The sequence below is a fragment of the Streptomyces parvus genome, from assembly GCF_032121415.1.
In the GTDB taxonomy this organism is placed as follows: domain Bacteria; phylum Actinomycetota; class Actinomycetes; order Streptomycetales; family Streptomycetaceae; genus Streptomyces; species Streptomyces globisporus_A.
In genome coordinates this window covers 4,750,201-4,765,199 of sequence record NZ_CP135079.1, presented here as the reverse complement: position 1 = coordinate 4,765,199, position 14,999 = coordinate 4,750,201, and the positions used below count along the sequence as shown (strand labels likewise).

Below are 14,999 nucleotides of genomic sequence, written 5' to 3'. Positions count from 1 at the left end.
CAGTGGCCGGGGGCACCGCACACCGCCGGCCAGGTAGCTCCGGGCTGCGGTGCCGGATGGGCTGAGGGTCCCATCCCGGCGCCGCGGCCCGCGGGTGTTCTCGGGGCACCTCCGCCCTCAGCGGGTCTCGGTGACCTTCGCCAGGGCGCGGGGCGCGTCCGGGTCCTGGCCCCGCGCGATCGTCACCTCGTACGCCAGCATCTGCAGCGGCAGGATCTCCAGGATCGGCTGCAACTCCTCGGGGACGCCCGCCGTGGGCAGCGAGAAGCCGGCCGACGCCGCCTCCACCTGGGCCTTGGGGCCGACCACGAAGAGATCCGCGCCGCGGCCGCGCAGCCGGTCCAGCACCGGCTGGAGGGCCTCGCCGCCCCGGCCGTCGGTGACCACGGCGATCACCGGGGAGATGTTGTCGACCATCGCCAGCGGACCGTGCAGCAGATCGGCTCCGGAGTAGGAGAGAGCGGGGATGTAGCTGGTCTCCATGAGCTTCAGGGCCGCTTCCTTGGCCGTCGGATAGCCGTAGCCGCGCGAGGTGATCACCATGCGTTCGGCGAACCGGTAGCGGGAGGCCAGCGCCCTGACCTCGGCCCGGCGGCCCAGGATCGCGCCCGCGAGGTCGGGCAGGCCCCCGGCGGCGTCGGTGCCGTCATGGCCGCCCAGGCCCTCCACGAAGAGGTACAGGGAGAGCAGGGACGCGGTGTACGTCTTGGTGGCCGGGAGCGCCTTCTCCGGGCCCGCCAGGATGTCGATGTGGTACTCGGACACGGCGGCGAGCGCGGAGTCCGGGTTGTTGGTGACGGCGAGGGTGACGGCCCCGGCTTCCCGGGCGGCCCTCGTGGAGGCCACCAGGTCCGGTGAGCCGCCCGACTGGCTGACGGTGATTACGAGGACGTCCCGCAGATCCGGTTTGGCCCCGTACGCCGTCGTGGTGGACATCGAGGCGAGGCCGCAGGGCAGGCCGAGGCGGATCTCCAGCAGGTACTTGGCGTAGAGCGCCGCGTTGTCGGAGGTGCCGCGCGCGGTGAGCAGGACGAAGCGGGGTTTCCGGGCGGCGATCTCGGCGGCGACCTCGCGGATGCGGGGCGCGCCCCGGTCGAGGATGCGGCGCAGCATCGCGGGCTGCTCGGCCATCTCGCCGGACATGATGCGGCCGGGCTCGTCGCCCCGGCCGCCCGGGTCGACCGGAAAGGTGGCGGACATGTGGGGGCCTCCCTGCGCTGTCGGCTGCGGTGTCGCCGTACCGGACAAGTCGACCAGGCAATTCCGTGGGCCGCCAGCGGGCCGGGGCGGGATGGGGGCCGCCGGTGCGTGGACTCTTCTCCGTACGGTTGCCCGATTCTGCTAAATTGGAGTTTGATTGGTCTATACCACCTCCTCCTCTAGTCAGATCGGCAGGCACAGCGTGGAAGTTGTCATCGTCCCGGACGCCACGGCAGGCGGCGAACTGATCGCGGAGGCCATCGCCGCGCTGCTCCGCCGCAAGCCCGACGCCCTGCTCGGCGTTGCCACCGGCTCGACCCCGCTGCCCATCTACCGCGCGCTCGCGTCGAAGGTCGCCTCCGGCGCGGTCGACGCCTCGCGCGCCCGGATCTGCCAGCTCGACGAGTACGTCGGGCTGCCCGCGGGCCACCCGGAGTCGTACCGCTCCGTGGTGCTGCGCGAGGTCGTCGAGCCGCTCGGGCTCTCCGAGTCCTCCTTCATGGGCCCCGACGGCTCGGCCGAGGACGTCCAGGCGGCCTGCGAGGCGTACGACCGGGCGCTGGCGGAGGCCGGCGGCGTCGACCTCCAGCTGCTGGGCATCGGCACGGACGGGCACATCGGCTTCAACGAGCCGTGCTCCTCGCTCGCCTCGCGCACCCGGATCAAGACGCTGACCGAGCAGACCCGGGTGGACAACGCGCGCTTCTTCGACGACGACATCGAGCAGGTTCCGCACCATGTGATCACGCAGGGCATCGGGACGATCCTGGACGCCCGGCATCCGATCCTGCTGGCCACCGGCGAGGGCAAGGCGGAGGCCGTCGCCCAGACGGTGGAGGGGCCGGTCGCCTCGATCGTGCCCGCCTCGGCGCTCCAGCTGCACCCGCACGCGACGGTGGTGGTGGACGAGGCCGCGGCGTCGAAGCTGAAGCTGGCGGACTACTTCCGGGCCACGTATGCGGCGAAGCCGGGGTGGCAGGGGCTGTAGGGCTTCGCCCCTTGGTCCTGTACGGCGAAGGGCCGGGACGCCGTTGTGGCGTCCCGGCCCTTCGCCGTGTGGTGCAGCCCGTCCGGCGGGAGGCTCTGTCCTCGATCGCCGGACGGGCTTGACTGCGGCCGGCCGGCGCTTTGACGTGCGGCGCCGGACGGGCTTGCTTTCCGGCCGGGCCAGGAGCTTTGGCCGCCGGCCCGGATCAGGTCAGGACTCCGTGCCGGTCAGCGCTTCCGCCGCTGCTGTTCCGCAGACCCTTGCCGCGCCGTGGGTCGCTATGTGCAGGGCGCCCCGGGGGTCCGACTGGGGCAGGCCCATCTCGACCACGATCGTGTCGGGGCGGGCGGCCAGCAGGGCGTCGAGCGCCGCGCCCATCCAGGCGTGGCGGTGCTCGTCGCGGACCACGGCGACGATGCGCCGCTCCCCCGCCGCTGCCAGGACCGCGTCCGCCACGGCGGTGGTCCCGGCGGTGTAGGTGTCCGTGCCGGTGCCGGGCAGGATCCGCTCCAGTTCGGCCGCGATGCCCCACGGGGTCTCGTCGCCGACCGCGATGTTCGCCTCCGCGCCGAACGAGGCCACGTACGCCGCCTCGGTCAGCCGGTCGCCGGAGCCGGTCACCCGGACCGCGCGGCGGGCGGCGATCAGACCGATGTCGGAGCTGACTCCGGTGCCGGGCGCGGTCCCCTCCTGCACTGCCGCGCCCGACTCCCGGATGTCCCCCCGAACCCTCTGCGTCCAGGACGCCAGGGCTCGTACACGGGCGGCCGCGTCGGCGAGCCGCTCCTCGGTCAGTTCCCCGCTGCGCACGGCCGCGACGAGGGCGTCGCGCAGCCGCAGCACCGTCTCCTCGTCGGCCAGGCCGCCGCCCACACAGATGGCGTCGGCACCCGCCGCGAGGGCGAGGACGGACCCGCGCTCGATTCCGTACGCACCGGCGATGGCGTCCATCTCCACGGCGTCCGTGACGATCAGGCCGTCGTAACCCAGCTCCTGGCGCAGCAGACCGGTGAGGATCTGCGGGCTCAGGGTCGCCGGGCGGTCCGGATCGAGTGCGGGAAGCAGGATATGCGCGCTCATCACCGATTTGGAACCCGCGGCGATGGCCGCCCGGAAGGGGACCAGCTCACGGGCGTGCAAGGTGTCGAGGTCCACATCGATGCGGGGCATCGCGAGGTGCGAGTCGACCGCGGTGTCGCCGTGTCCGGGGAAGTGCTTGGTGCAGGCGGCGACGCCGGCGGCCTGGAGCCCCTCGATGTACGCGGCGGTGTGCCGGGCGGCCAGCCGGGTGTCGGCGCCGAAGGAGCGTACGCCGATGACCGGGTTGCCCGGGTTGGAGTTGACGTCGGCGGACGGCGCCCAGTTGAGGTTGACGCCGCACTCGGCGAGCCGGCGGCCGAGCTCCTGGGCGACGGCCCGGGTCAGGTGGACGTCGTCCACCGAGCCGAGCGCGAAGTTGCCGGGGAACGAGGAGCCGTGCGTGACCTCCAGGCGGGTCACGTCCCCGCCCTCCTCGTCGATGGCGACGAGGACGTCGTCCCGCTCGGCGCGCAGCCGCGCGGTGAGCGCGGTGAGCTGATCGGGCGAGGTGATGTTGCGGCCGAACAGGCCCACGGAGGCGAGGCCCTCACCGACGCGGCGCAGCAGCCAGTCCGGTGCGGTGGTTCCGGTGAACCCGGGCTGGAGCACGGCGAGCGCGTCGCGCGTCACCGTGTCCGTGGTGGAGACGAGGGTGGTCATGAGCCCGCACTATCCCTTCACGGCGCCGGAAGTGAGGCCTGCGGCCATCTTCTTCTGGATGATCATGAAGAACACGACGACGGGGAGGGCGATCATGGTCGATGCGGCCATGAGGGCGCCGTAGTCCGTTCCGCGCTCGGTCGTGAACGTCATCAGCCAGACGTTCAGCGTGTACTTGGAGTTGTCGTTGATCAGGATGTACGCGAAGAGGTACTCGTTCCACGCGTTCACCAGGGCGAAGATCGACGCGGCGGCGAGCCCGGGGGCGAGCAGCGGGAAGATCACCCGGCGGAAGGCCTGGAACCGGGTGCAGCCGTCCACCATCGCGGACTCCTCCAGCTCCACCGGGATGTTCACGACGAAGCCGCGGATCATGATGGTGGCGAAGGGCAGCGTGGAGACGAGGTAGACGACGATCAGGCCCCAGTACTCGTCGATCCCGCCCATCGCGTTGAGCTGGGCGTAGATGGGGATGAGCATCGCCGTCGGCGGCAGCATCTGGACCAGGATCATGATCAGGACCAGGGCCTTGCGGCCGAAGAACCGGAACCGGCCGATCGCCAGGGCCGCCAGCGTCGCGATGATCATGCCGCCGACCACCGCGGTGACCGCGACGATCAGGCTGGACTGGATGGCGGTGGCGAAGTTCGGCTGCTCGGTGGCCCGGACGAAGTTGTCGAAGGTGATCGACGTGGGCCAGAGCGTCTGGTCGTAGCTGCGGATCTCCCGGTTGGGCCGCAGGGCGCTGATGACCAGCCAGTAGACCGGGAAGACCATGACCAGGGCGATGCCGAGGCCGAGCAGGTCGAAGTGGAGCCGGCTCTTCTTGCGGTCGGGCCGCAGCGCCTGTGTCGTCTGGGTCGAGCTGCTCATTCGACCTCTCCCGTCTTCATGAGCTGGCGCAGGTAGTACACGGCCACGCCGGACAGCAGCAGCACCGTGATCAGAGCGATGGCGGTGCCCTGGCTGAAGGAAGTGGACTCGAACGCCTTGGAGTAGGAGTAGAGGCCGAGGGTCTCGTACTCCGGCTCGGGCTTGTTGCCGCGCAGCAGCCAGATCTGGCCGAAGACGTTGAAGTCCCAGATCACCGAGAGGGTGGCGACCATGGTGAAGACCGGCTTGATGACCGGCCAGGTGACGAACTTGTAGATGCCGTAGGCGCTGGCGCCGTCGAGCGCGGCGGCCTCCTCCAGTTCCTGGGGGACCTGGGTGAGGGCGGCGTACAGGGTGACGACGACGAACGGGATGGCGCCCCAGACGACCAGCAGCGTGATGATGCCGAAGCCCTGGACGGGGTTGAGGTACCAGTTGTGTCCGAGCCAGTCCTCGCCGACGACCTTGGCGATCAGGGTGTTGATCAGGCCGTAGTCGGAGTCGGCCATGAAGCGGAAGATCGAGGCGGCGACCATCAGCGGCATCGACCAGGCGGCGATGAGGCAGGCGGTGAGCACCAGCCGGACCCAGGTGGAGAGCTTGCGCATGAGCAGGGCGACCAGCAGGCCGATGCCCATGGTCAGGGTCACGCAGATGGCCATGAAGACGACCGTGCGGAAGGTGACCCACCAGAACTCGGAGTCACCCAGGATGTTGGTGAACTGCTCGAAGCCGACCCAGGGGGCGGGGTCGCCGGTCCACAGCTCGCGGCGGCCCATGTCCTGGAAGGACATGATGACCGTCTTGCCGAGGGGGTAGAGGTAGACGGCGGCGATCGCCACGATCGCCGGGAGGATCAGGAAGTAGGGGAGGAGTTCACCCTTCTTCCGCTTCCTCTTCTGCACCCGGGGCGCATCGTCGTCGGGGGACGACTTGCGGATCGCCTGCGGGTCGGGTGGTACGGGGACCGGCGGCCCGGCGGCCTTGGTATCAGCGGCAGACACGTGGCTGACCTTCCATCGCGGGTCCGGGGCGGGCCCCGGAATTCACGGCGTTCTCTTGCGGGAAAGGCGCGGGGGCCCGGCACTGGTGCCGGGCCCCCGCCTGGCGATCGGAAGGTCAGGATTCCTTGTTGATCAGCGCGTTGATCTTCTCGTCGGCCTTCTTGCTGGCGTCGGCGACGGAGGCACCCTTGACGATCTCCAGGAGCATGTTCTGGAGGATCTCCTCCTTCTCGACGGAGGCCCAGCCCGGCGCGATCGGCGTGAACCAGGCGTCCGGCACCGCGTTGGCGATGGCGGCGGTCTCCGGCTTCTGCTTCAGCGGTTCGAGCTGCTTCTCGTTGTTGGGAAGGATGTTCTTCGACGCGAGGACCTCCATGGACTTCGCGTTGGTGAAGAGGGAGATCCACTCCTCGCCGAGGTCTTGGACCTTGGACTTGGAGATGGTCGCGAGGTCCGAGCCGCCGATGAAGGACGGGAGGGCCTTGCCCTCGGGGCCGGGCATACCGGCCGTGGCGATCTTGCCCTCGAGCTTCGGGTTGCCGTTCTCGCCCGTGGTGACGCTGCCGGCCTCCCAGGCCTGGCCGTAGATCACGGCGGCCTTCTCGTTGGCCATGACGTTGGCGTGGTCCTGCTCGTCCTTCGTCACGTCGGCCTTGTTGTACTTCTTGACCAGGTCGACGAAGTGCTGCAGGCCCTTCTGCGCCTCGGGGGTGGAGAGCGCGGCCTTCCACTCCTTGCTGCCCTCGTCGTAGGTGGCTATCTGGCCACCGTAGGCGGCGACGTACGACATCGCGGCGTACCAGTAACGGCCCGGGAAGTAGAGGGAGGAGGCGCGCTTGTCCTTCTTGCCCAGCTCGGCGCCGACCTTGTCCATCGCGGCGAGGAACTCGTCCTCGGTCTGCGGGAGGACGTCGCTGCCGGTGCCCGCCTTCAGCATGTCCTTGTTGTACACGGCGAGACGGGCGCTCGCGTAGTAAGGAACGCAGTAGGTCTTGCCCTCGAAGGAACACGTGTCCTTCAGACCCTTGATCCAGGTGTCCGAGTTCTCGTACTTCTTGGGGTCGATTTCTCCGAGCGCACCATTGAGGATGTACTGCATGGTCTCGGTGTTGCCGAGTTCGACAACGTCCGGGAATTTGTCGCCACCGAGGGAGGTGTCCAGCTTCTTGACCTTGTCGGCCCACTGCTGGTACTGAACCTTGACCGTGACGCCCGGGTACTTCTTGTTGAACTCGGCGTTGACGTCCTTGACCAGCTCCGGCCAGGTGGACTGGGCCTCGCCCATGAGCCAGACGGTCAGGGTTTCCTTGCGGTCCTTGGGGTCGGCGGACGAATTCTTGTCATCCGAACCACACGCCGCGACCGAAACCAACATGCCCGCGACACCGATCGCCGCGATGAGCTTGCGCTTCACGTCAAACCCTCCTCAGGGATGCTGCAACCCCACCCACCGCGAAGACATTCGACGAGTTCTGCTGGGGCTGGACCTGGTCTTTAATGGTTTAGACCAGTACCGGGAGCTTGGCCTAGACCTTTAGGGGTGTCAAGGGTGTATAAGAAGTGCACTCGCGTCCGTTATAGGACCGACACCTAAGGGAGGGCGACGACCCGTGACCGGACCGTGCCACCATGTGAGCCGCGACAGACGGAGGAGCCGGTGACGGCAGCAACGCAAGCGTCGGGAAGGCGGGCCATGAGTGCCGACGGGGGCAGTACGGGGAGCGAGACCGGTACCGGTACGCGCACGGCGCGCGTACCGAAGTACTACCGGCTCAAGCGGCATCTCCTCGACATGACGGACACCCTGCCGCCGGGCACCCCGGTGCCGCCCGAACGCACCCTGGCCGCCGAGTTCGACACCTCGCGCACCACCGTGCGCCAGGCGCTCCAGGAACTGGTCGTCGAGGGACGGCTGGAGCGCATCCAGGGCAAGGGCACCTTCGTCGCCAAGCCGAAGGTCTCCCAGGCCCTCCAGCTCACCTCGTACACCGAGGACATGCGTGCCCAGGGACTGGAGCCGACGTCCCAACTGCTGGATATCGGCTATGTCACGGCGGACGACACGCTCGCCGGTCTGCTGGACATCTCGACGGGCGGCCGGGTGCTGCGCATCGAGCGGCTGCGGCTCGCCAGCGGCGAGCCGATGGCGATCGAGACCACGCATCTTTCGGCCAAACGCTTCCCGGCGCTGCGCCGTTCGCTGGTGAAGTACACCTCGCTCTACACCGCGCTCGCCGAGGTGTACGACGTCCGCCTCGCCGAGGCGGAGGAGACCATCGAGACCTCGCTCGCCACGCCCCGGGAAGCGGGTCTGCTGGGCACCGACGTGGGTCTTCCGATGCTGATGCTGTCCCGCCACTCCGTGGACGGCCAGGGCGAACCGGTGGAGTGGGTGCGCTCGGTGTACCGGGGCGACCGCTACAAGTTCGTGGCGCGCCTCAAGCGTCCGACGGACTGAGAGCCGCAGGCACAGGCGCGATGGACACAGGGCGGTGGCCCGGGGACCGACTCCCCGGGCCACCGCCCGTTTTCGGTCACGCGAGGCGCGTCAGCGCAGCTCGGGGTCCGTCTCGATCACGCTGTACGGGTACGGGAGCACCTGGTCGCTCGCCGCGGTCAGCAGGGCCGCGTCGGCCGGGTCGAGGTCCAGGTCGGCGGCGCCCAGGTTGGTCTCCAGCTGCTCCAGGGTGCGCGCGCCCACGATGGGGGCGGTGACCCCGGGGCGGCCGAGCAGCCAGGCGAGGGCCACCACCGGCACCGCGAGGCACGTGCGGTCGGCGACCTCGTGCAGGGCGTCCAGCACCCGCCAGGTGCGCTCGTCGCCCTCGTACGCGCTCCAGGACTCGCCCCAGCCGAGCCGCTCGGCCGTCTCCACCCGGGTGCCCGTGGGAGGCCGTTCCGTGCCGCGCCGGATCGCGCCGCTCAGCCAACCGCCGCGCAGCGGGCTCCACGGGATGACACCGAGGCCCTCGTTGCGGCTGACCTCCAGCAGCTCCCACTCGGCGGAGCGGTCCAGCAGGTTGTAGAGCGGCTGAAGGGCGGTGAAAGGCTCCCAGCCGTGTTCCCGGCTGAGGTCGACGGCCTTCTGGAGCTGCCAGCCGGAGAAGTTGCTGGCCCCGATGTAGCGCACCTTGCCCGAGGTGACGAGGGTGTCCAGGGTTGCGAGGGTCTCCTCCAGCGGGGTGCCGGGGTCCCAGGCGTGCACCTGGTAGAGGTCGATGTGGTCGGTGCCCAGCCGGCGCAGGCTCGACTCGACCCCGGCGATCAGGTGGTTGCGGCCCAGGCCGCGGTCGTTGGGGCCCTCCCCCGTGCCGTACCGCACCTTGGTGGCGATCACCACGTCGTCGCGGCGCTGTCTCTTCAGCCAGCGGCCGAGGATCTCCTCGGAGGCACCGGCGGAGTAGATGTCGGCGGTGTCCACGAAGGTGCCGCCCGCCTCGGTGAAGCGGTCCAGCAGGGCATGGCTGGTGGTCTCGTCGGCCTCCCGGCCGAACGTCATGGCGCCCAGGCAGAGTTCACTGACCCGCAGGCCGGTCTTGCCGAGGTAGCGGTAACGCATGGTGGGTTCCTTCGTCGTGGTGGTTGGCATGGAGGCCGGGCGGTGGCCGGTGGCCCGGTTCGGCAAGCGACACGGACACCTCCTGGACGCAGTGGTCGGACAGTCCGCGCGGATCGCGGAAGCGGTAGCTGTGGACGCGCGCACCCGGTGTACTGAGCACCCAGTCCAGCCGCCACCAGCGCAGGCCCGGGCGAGCCTGCCAGGAGACGGGGCACAGCTTTCCGGCCAGGGCGACGGCATCGGCGCCCAGGCGGGCGATGCGGCGGGCGTCCCCGATCGCGGCGGTGGTGTTGAAGTCCCCGGCGATCAGAGCCGGATGGGGGCAGCCGGCGACGTCCGCGAGGAGTCCCCGGAACTCCTGCTCCCGGTCGGCGGCCCGGGAGCGGACCGCGCGGTAGAAGTCTGCGCGCAACGGGCTGATCAGCCGCAGCTGTACCGGGATGTGGACATTGAACGTGGCGAGAATCCGACCGTCGCCGGGCATCTCCAGATCCACCCGCAGGGTCCGGCGGGCGGCCGTCTCGACGGTCGCGGCGACCGGCAGCCGGGTCAGGGTGATCAGCCCCCGGGCGATGACGGCCTCGTGGCGGGGGAAGGCCGCGCGCAGCCGCCGCTCGTCGTCGATCAGCCGGTAGGTGCCGTTGAACCGGTCGTGGTGGTACTCCTGGAGGAGGTAGACGTCGGCGTCGAGTCCGCGCAGAAAGGCGTAGAACGGCTCGGGGTCGGTGCTCTGGCACCAGTGCTGGGTGTTCCAGGAGACGATCCGCACCGCCCCGTCCGGCGGTGGGCGGCGCGCTCCCCGTACCAGCGCGCCGGGCACCAGACCGGACTGCCGGGCCCCGATCAGCAGGGCCGCGCCCGCCACCGCCCCGGCCACGAGGTCCCCCGTCGCCCCGGCGAGCGCCATGAGCAGGGCGGGCACCGCGACGAACAGGGGCGGGGGCAGCAACGAGGGCAGCAGCCAGAACCACCAGCGGCCGTTGAGGGCGAGGTGGGCGGCGAGAAACCCGGCCCAGGTCAGCGCCGCCCAGAGCGGCCGGCCCGCCTCCCCCAAAGCCGCGTTCGCCAGGGCCCCGCCGGCGGCGACGGTCCTCACGCGGGGGCTCCCTGGACCCCCCGCAGTGCCGCGGCATCCCGGAACAGGGCGTCGTAGGCGTCCAGGCAGTGGTCCGTCCCGTACCGGGCGCGGGCGTCGCGGCCGCCCTCGGCGCGGCGCTCCGAGGGGTACGCGGCCACCTCGCGCAGGGCCGCGGCCAGGGCGTGGGCGTCGCCGGGCGGGAAGAGTCGGCCGAAACCCGTCTCCGTCACCGGGACGCGCATCCCCGGGGCGTCGCTCGCGACCGAGGGGACGCCGAGCATCATCGCCTCGGCCTGGGAGATGCCGAAGGACTCCTCCGCGACGGACGGCAGGGCGAAGGCGTCCAACGAGGCGTAGAAGCCCGCCACTTGGTCGTCGCGGAGAAAGCCGGTGAAGCGGATGCGGGAGTCGGTTCCGGCGCGGGTGCGCAGCGCCCCGACGACGCTGCCGCCGGCGACCTTGGAGTAGTCGCCCGCGATCAGCAGCCGGGCGTCGGGGTCCGGGAGGGTCCGGAAGGCGTCGACCAGGTGGTGCAGGCCCTTCTCCGGAGCGATCCGGCCGAGGAAGCCGATGTGCGGGCCCGTCGTCTCGCGGAAGGCGGCCGGCGCGGGCTCACGCTCCCGGCAGGGCGGGGCGATGGCCAGCAGCCGGCGCTCGCGCATCAGGGGCCAGTGGCGCGAATGCTCCGCGTGGTCCACGTTGTTGACGACGACGACGGCCGATCGGCGCAGCGCCCCGGCCACCGATGCGTCGACCACCTTCACCTGGAGCGGGGCGAGCGCCCCGCCGGCCAGCCAGACGTCGTCGTGGTGGGTGGCGACGACCGGGGTGTCCCCGGCGAGCCGGGCGACGAGCCCGGCCTCCAGCATCGGCAGATGGAGGTTGACGGCCCGGGAGGCGCGCGCGATCCGTCCGGCGAGCGGGGCGAACCCGGGGCTGATCACGCCCCGCCCGAGCCGGGCGACGACCGGGGCGCGGAAGACCTCGACGCCGTTCACCGTTTCCCGCGCGGGGTGTCCGGGTTCGTGGCGGCAGGCGACGACGGCGACCCGGCGGCCCCGGGCAGCCAGCCCCTCGGCGACCGTGCGGGCCACTTCGGTGAGGCCGCTGGTGTACGGGAGGTAGTAGGTGAGCACGATCGTCACGTCGAAGCGGGGAGAGCGCGCGGAGCGCCGGGTCATGACCGGTCCTTCTCGGTGGCCGGGGCGGCGGTGGCCCCGGAGGCGGGCAGGGAGAGGTCCAGCTCGATTAGCCGGTGGGTGGAGAGCGCGGCGGGCGGGTCCTGGACGGACTGCCGGTGCAGGTCGATGCGGGGTGAGACGAACGCCCAGTCGAGCCGCCAGAGGGCCGGGCCGCGCACCGGGAACGTCGCCGGGTACACCGAGTCCCCGGCGTCGGCGGCGTCCCGCAGCCCGTCGAACCAGCGCAGATCCCCGGTGCCCGGCAGCACGTTGAGGTCCCCGGCGAGGACCACCGGGTTCTCGTTGGCGTCGAGGTCGTCGCGCAGGGCCCGGAAGTGGCGGTCGCGGCGGTCGGCGAGCTGCCGTACGGAGCGGTGGTAGGCGGCGGTCAGGGGGTTGCGGTCGACGTTCAGCAGGTCGGGCAGGTGCGTGTTGTAGAGGGACAGGGTCTCGCCGTCCACGTCGATGTCGGTGCGCAGGACGCGGATGTTCCAGTAGTCGGCCCAGGAGGTGTCGGGCGGGGCGAGACCGTCGGGGCGCAGCGCCCGCATCGAGGTGACCGGGAAGCGGGACAGGGTGAGGAACTCCCCCTCGGTGGCGATGTGGAAGCCGGGGAACTCCCTGCGGAGCCGGGCCAGATCGTCGACCGGGGCCGGTTCGTCGCCCTGGGCGTTCTGGTACTCCTGGAGGAGGTAGACGTCGGCGGAGTGGGACTTCAGGTAGGCGTAGAAGGCGTCGCTGTCGCTGTCCTGGTCCCAGAAGAAGGTGTTCCAGTTGACCACCTTCAGGGCGTTCGGGGGCACGGCGGGCTGTCCGCGCAGCAGCGCCCCGGGGTGCAGCCCGGTCTGCCAGGAGCCCAGAAGCAGCGAGACCAGGACGGCGCTTACGGCCGCCCGCCGCCGGTACCGGATCAGCGCGGCAGGGATCAGCAGGACGAGCGGGAAGAGCAGATGGAGGACGGGCGGGGCGAGACCGAACCCGTTCCACACCCACCACCGGCCGCTGAGGAGCGCGCGGGCGGCGACGAACACGGCCCACAGGACGGCGACGGCGAGCAGCAGCCGACCGGGCCACCGGCGCTCCGTCCTTCCCCGCCCGGCCGGTGGATACGCGTCCGGGTCCGCAGGGGCTCCGCTCTCCGCCGCCAGGGTCCCCGTCACGGCGTGACCCGTACCGGCGCGAGGTGAGTGCCCGGCTCGTACAGGCGGCGGAAGCGGCGGGAGGCCAGCCACTGGAGGGCGCCGACGCCCGCGCCCACCGCGATGGCCGCGTTGACCACGGTGTGCGCGAAGGCGAAGTAGGCGGCGAACAGGGGGCCCCGACGGCGCAGGACGAAGCGGTACAGGGCGGTGTCCGCGACCAGGGCGAGGGCGAGGAGGGCGGCCGGGACGAGCAGCCACGGCGCGGCGATCAGGCCGAGCGGCAGGGTGACCAGGGCGAGAAGGGCCGCGATGCTGGCCCCGGCCCGGGGGCCGGTGGCGATGCCGCCGGGGAGGTCGCCCCGGCGCACGTACAGCGGGATGTGCAGCCGGGTGCGGTGGAAGACCTTGCGCAGCACGACCCGCCAGGTGTCGTCGTGGTCGTGCCGGCCCCTGACGGTGGTGGAGCTGTGGACCTCGTAACTCCGGCAGATGCGGGCGGCGTAGTCGCCGTCCTCGGTGTGGCGCAGCCGGGGGTTGAAGGGGCCGATCTCGGCGAAGACCCGGGCGGGCATGGCGCAGATCGCGGTGTGCAGGGTGCCGATGCGGCCCTCGGTCTCTGCCAGCCAGTAGAACTGGTGCAGGCAGCGGTACTCCTCGATCAGGCTGTCGCGGATGAGGGGTTCGGCGTCGTAGGTGCCGCAGACCGCGCCGATGCGCGGGTCGGAGTCGAGCAGGGCGACCGCGCCTGCGACCGCGTCCGGTTCCATCGCCACGTCGGAGTCGACGAACACGATGATCTCGCCCCTGGCGTGGGCGGCCCCGGTGTTGCGGGTGGTCGCGACCCCGCTGTTGACGCCGGTACTGATCACCCGGACACCGCAGGCCTCGGCGACGGCGACGGAGTCGTCGGTGGAGCAGTCGTCGACGAGGAGCACCTCCAGGGGCTCGTAGGTCTGGGCCAGGGCGGCGCGCAGGCAGAGTTCCAGGGCGCGGCCGTAGTTGTAGTTGGGGATGACGACGGAGACGAGGGGGTGCTTCCGGTTCATGGGACGCCTTCGGGCGGTCGGAGGGCGGATGCGGGCGGGGCCGGCGGACGGGAGCGAGGGGCCGGGCGGACGGAACGGGAAGGTCAGCCGGACGGGTGCGGGAGGAGGAGGGCGAAGCTGACGAGGAGCGCCCAGAGTCCTGCGTTGACGAGGGTCGCGCGGTCCCGGAACAGGGCGTGGACGGGGTTGCCGCCGCCCTCCTCGACCAGGAGGAGCTGGAGGTAGCGGGCGAGGCCGAAGACGGCGCAGGGGGCGGAGAGCAGGGTGACGAAGGAGGCCCCGGCGGCGAGGGACGCGTCGTCGCGGAGGTAGAGCACGTAACTGACGGCCGTCAGCACGGCGACCAGGACGACCAGGTGGTCGAGGAAGGCGAGCGTGTAGCCGCGCAGGGCGGGGCGGTGGGCACGGCCCGCCGCCGTCATCTCGTGGCGGCGTTTGCCGAGCGCCAGCATCAGGCAGAGCGAGAAGACGCAGAGGGCCAGCCATTCGGAGGGCCGGGCGCCGACGAGCAGCGCCCCTTGGAGGAACCGGAGGACGAAGCCGGCCGCCACGATGAACGCGTCCACCAGCGGTACGTGTTTGAGCCCCTGGGAGTACGCGAGGCTGAGCGCCAGGTAGAGGGCGGTGGGCCACCACAGCCAGGCGGGTCCGGCCACCGCCCAGCCGGTCAGCGTGAGGGCGAGGAGCCCGGTCAGGGCGGTGGCGGCGGCCGGGGAGACCCGGCCGGAGGCGAGCGGGCGGTGGCGTTTGACCGGGTGCAGCCGGTCCCGCTCCCGGTCGGCGACGTCGTTGACGACGTAGACGATGGCGGAGGCGAGGACGAAGCCGAGGATCGCCCAGCCGGTGCGCAGGAGGGCTGCGGGCCCCCAGGGGTGGATGTCGAGGAGGGCGAGCGGGACGACGGCCAGATTCTTGACCCACTGGCCGGGGCGCAGGAGCGCGAGGAGATCGCGCGGCCGGTTCCGGTAGCGCTGCCGTGCGCCGCCCGGGGACGGGGTCTTGAGCGGCTCGGCACAGGCGGGTTCGGGCAGGGCGGAGGGCTCGGTCCTGACGGCCGGTTCCGGCGGGGTGAGGCCGGTGAAGCCGGCCGCCTCGGGCAGAGTGGTGAGGTCGGCGGGTTCGGGTGGGACTGCCGCCACGCGCACGGGCGCGGGGGACGACCGGGTGATGTCCACGGCAGGGCTCCAG

13 protein-coding genes are annotated in these 14,999 nt (G+C 71.3%); 2 read left to right on the top strand and 11 right to left on the bottom strand.

What is annotated here, in order from left to right; translation table 11 throughout:
• Positions 1–117 precede the first annotated feature (117 nt).
• Positions 118–1,200 carry an SIS domain-containing protein gene (locus RNL97_RS22630; protein ID WP_030576926.1) on the bottom strand — a complete coding sequence of 361 codons (1,083 nt, stop codon included), beginning with the start codon at positions 1,198–1,200 and terminating at the stop codon, positions 118–120.
• Between the two features lie 202 nt (positions 1,201–1,402).
• Here RNL97_RS22630 and nagB point away from each other — a divergent pair, with 202 nt between their 5' ends.
• Complete coding sequence (gene nagB / locus RNL97_RS22625; protein WP_030576923.1) at positions 1,403–2,188, top strand: glucosamine-6-phosphate deaminase; 786 nt, start codon at positions 1,403–1,405, stop codon at positions 2,186–2,188.
• A gap of 210 nt (positions 2,189–2,398) precedes the next feature.
• Here the strand turns inward: nagB and RNL97_RS22620 are convergent, their stop codons facing one another.
• The 4 genes from RNL97_RS22620 to RNL97_RS22605 form a co-directional block, all read right to left on the bottom strand.
• Positions 2,399–3,928: a glycoside hydrolase family 3 protein gene (locus RNL97_RS22620; protein ID WP_243315102.1), complete on the bottom strand. Its 1,530-nt coding sequence runs from the start codon at positions 3,926–3,928 to the stop codon at positions 2,399–2,401.
• Positions 3,929–3,937: 9 nt separating this feature from the next.
• On the bottom strand, positions 3,938–4,801 hold the full coding sequence (locus RNL97_RS22615) for a carbohydrate ABC transporter permease (protein ID WP_030576906.1): 864 nt from the start codon (positions 4,799–4,801) through the stop codon (positions 3,938–3,940).
• Positions 4,798–5,805 (bottom strand): carbohydrate ABC transporter permease, encoded by a 1,008-nt coding sequence (locus tag RNL97_RS22610; protein ID WP_030576903.1) that lies wholly within the window; start codon positions 5,803–5,805, stop codon positions 4,798–4,800. The genes RNL97_RS22615 and RNL97_RS22610 overlap by 4 nt, the downstream gene beginning before the upstream one ends.
• 115 nt (positions 5,806–5,920) lie before the next feature.
• Positions 5,921–7,219 carry a sugar ABC transporter substrate-binding protein gene (locus RNL97_RS22605; RefSeq protein ID WP_030576900.1) on the bottom strand — a complete coding sequence of 433 codons (1,299 nt, stop codon included), beginning with the start codon at positions 7,217–7,219 and terminating at the stop codon, positions 5,921–5,923.
• Positions 7,220–7,498: 279 nt separating this feature from the next.
• Between RNL97_RS22605 and RNL97_RS22600 the strand changes: the two genes are divergently transcribed.
• The gene (locus RNL97_RS22600; RefSeq protein WP_006127478.1) at positions 7,499–8,263 is read left to right on the top strand and encodes a GntR family transcriptional regulator; all 765 of its coding nucleotides are present in this window, start codon (positions 7,499–7,501) and stop codon (positions 8,261–8,263) included.
• A gap of 90 nt (positions 8,264–8,353) precedes the next feature.
• Here RNL97_RS22600 and RNL97_RS22595 read toward each other — a convergent pair whose 3' ends face one another.
• From RNL97_RS22595 to RNL97_RS22570, 6 genes are all read right to left on the bottom strand, one after another.
• Entirely contained in the window at positions 8,354–9,364 is a 1,011-nt protein-coding gene (locus tag RNL97_RS22595) for an aldo/keto reductase (protein WP_030576897.1), read from the bottom strand.
• Positions 9,321–10,460 (bottom strand): endonuclease/exonuclease/phosphatase family protein, encoded by a 1,140-nt coding sequence (locus RNL97_RS22590; protein ID WP_030576894.1) that lies wholly within the window; start codon positions 10,458–10,460, stop codon positions 9,321–9,323. Before RNL97_RS22590 ends, RNL97_RS22595 begins: the two co-directional genes overlap by 44 nt.
• The gene (locus RNL97_RS22585) at positions 10,457–11,623 is read right to left on the bottom strand and encodes a glycosyltransferase family 4 protein (protein WP_030576891.1); all 1,167 of its coding nucleotides are present in this window, start codon (positions 11,621–11,623) and stop codon (positions 10,457–10,459) included. The genes RNL97_RS22590 and RNL97_RS22585 overlap by 4 nt, the downstream gene beginning before the upstream one ends.
• Complete coding sequence (locus tag RNL97_RS22580) at positions 11,620–12,783, bottom strand: endonuclease/exonuclease/phosphatase family protein (RefSeq protein ID WP_313751117.1); 1,164 nt, start codon at positions 12,781–12,783, stop codon at positions 11,620–11,622. The genes RNL97_RS22585 and RNL97_RS22580 overlap by 4 nt, the downstream gene beginning before the upstream one ends.
• On the bottom strand, positions 12,780–13,811 hold the full coding sequence (locus tag RNL97_RS22575) for a glycosyltransferase family 2 protein (protein WP_030576887.1): 1,032 nt from the start codon (positions 13,809–13,811) through the stop codon (positions 12,780–12,782). The genes RNL97_RS22580 and RNL97_RS22575 overlap by 4 nt, the downstream gene beginning before the upstream one ends.
• A gap of 83 nt (positions 13,812–13,894) precedes the next feature.
• Positions 13,895–14,986, bottom strand: coding sequence for a UbiA prenyltransferase family protein (locus RNL97_RS22570; protein WP_243315100.1), 1,092 nt, complete (start codon positions 14,984–14,986; stop codon positions 13,895–13,897).
• Positions 14,987–14,999 lie beyond the last annotated feature (13 nt).

What these genes read in the sequence shown, in the direction of transcription:
- RNL97_RS22630 (WP_030576926.1), bottom strand. Translation starts at nt 1,200, where the DNA reads ATGTCCGCCACCTTTCCGGTCGACCCGGGCGGCCGGGGCGACGAGCCC.
- RNL97_RS22620 (WP_243315102.1), bottom strand. Translation starts at nt 3,928, where the DNA reads ATGACCACCCTCGTCTCCACCACGGACACGGTGACGCGCGACGCGCTC.
- RNL97_RS22615 (WP_030576906.1), bottom strand. Translation starts at nt 4,801, where the DNA reads ATGAGCAGCTCGACCCAGACGACACAGGCGCTGCGGCCCGACCGCAAG.
- RNL97_RS22600 (WP_006127478.1), top strand. Translation starts at nt 7,499, where the DNA reads ATGAGTGCCGACGGGGGCAGTACGGGGAGCGAGACCGGTACCGGTACG.
- RNL97_RS22595 (WP_030576897.1), bottom strand. Translation starts at nt 9,364, where the DNA reads ATGCGTTACCGCTACCTCGGCAAGACCGGCCTGCGGGTCAGTGAACTC.
- RNL97_RS22585 (WP_030576891.1), bottom strand. Translation starts at nt 11,623, where the DNA reads ATGACCCGGCGCTCCGCGCGCTCTCCCCGCTTCGACGTGACGATCGTG.
- RNL97_RS22575 (WP_030576887.1), bottom strand. Translation starts at nt 13,811, where the DNA reads ATGAACCGGAAGCACCCCCTCGTCTCCGTCGTCATCCCCAACTACAAC.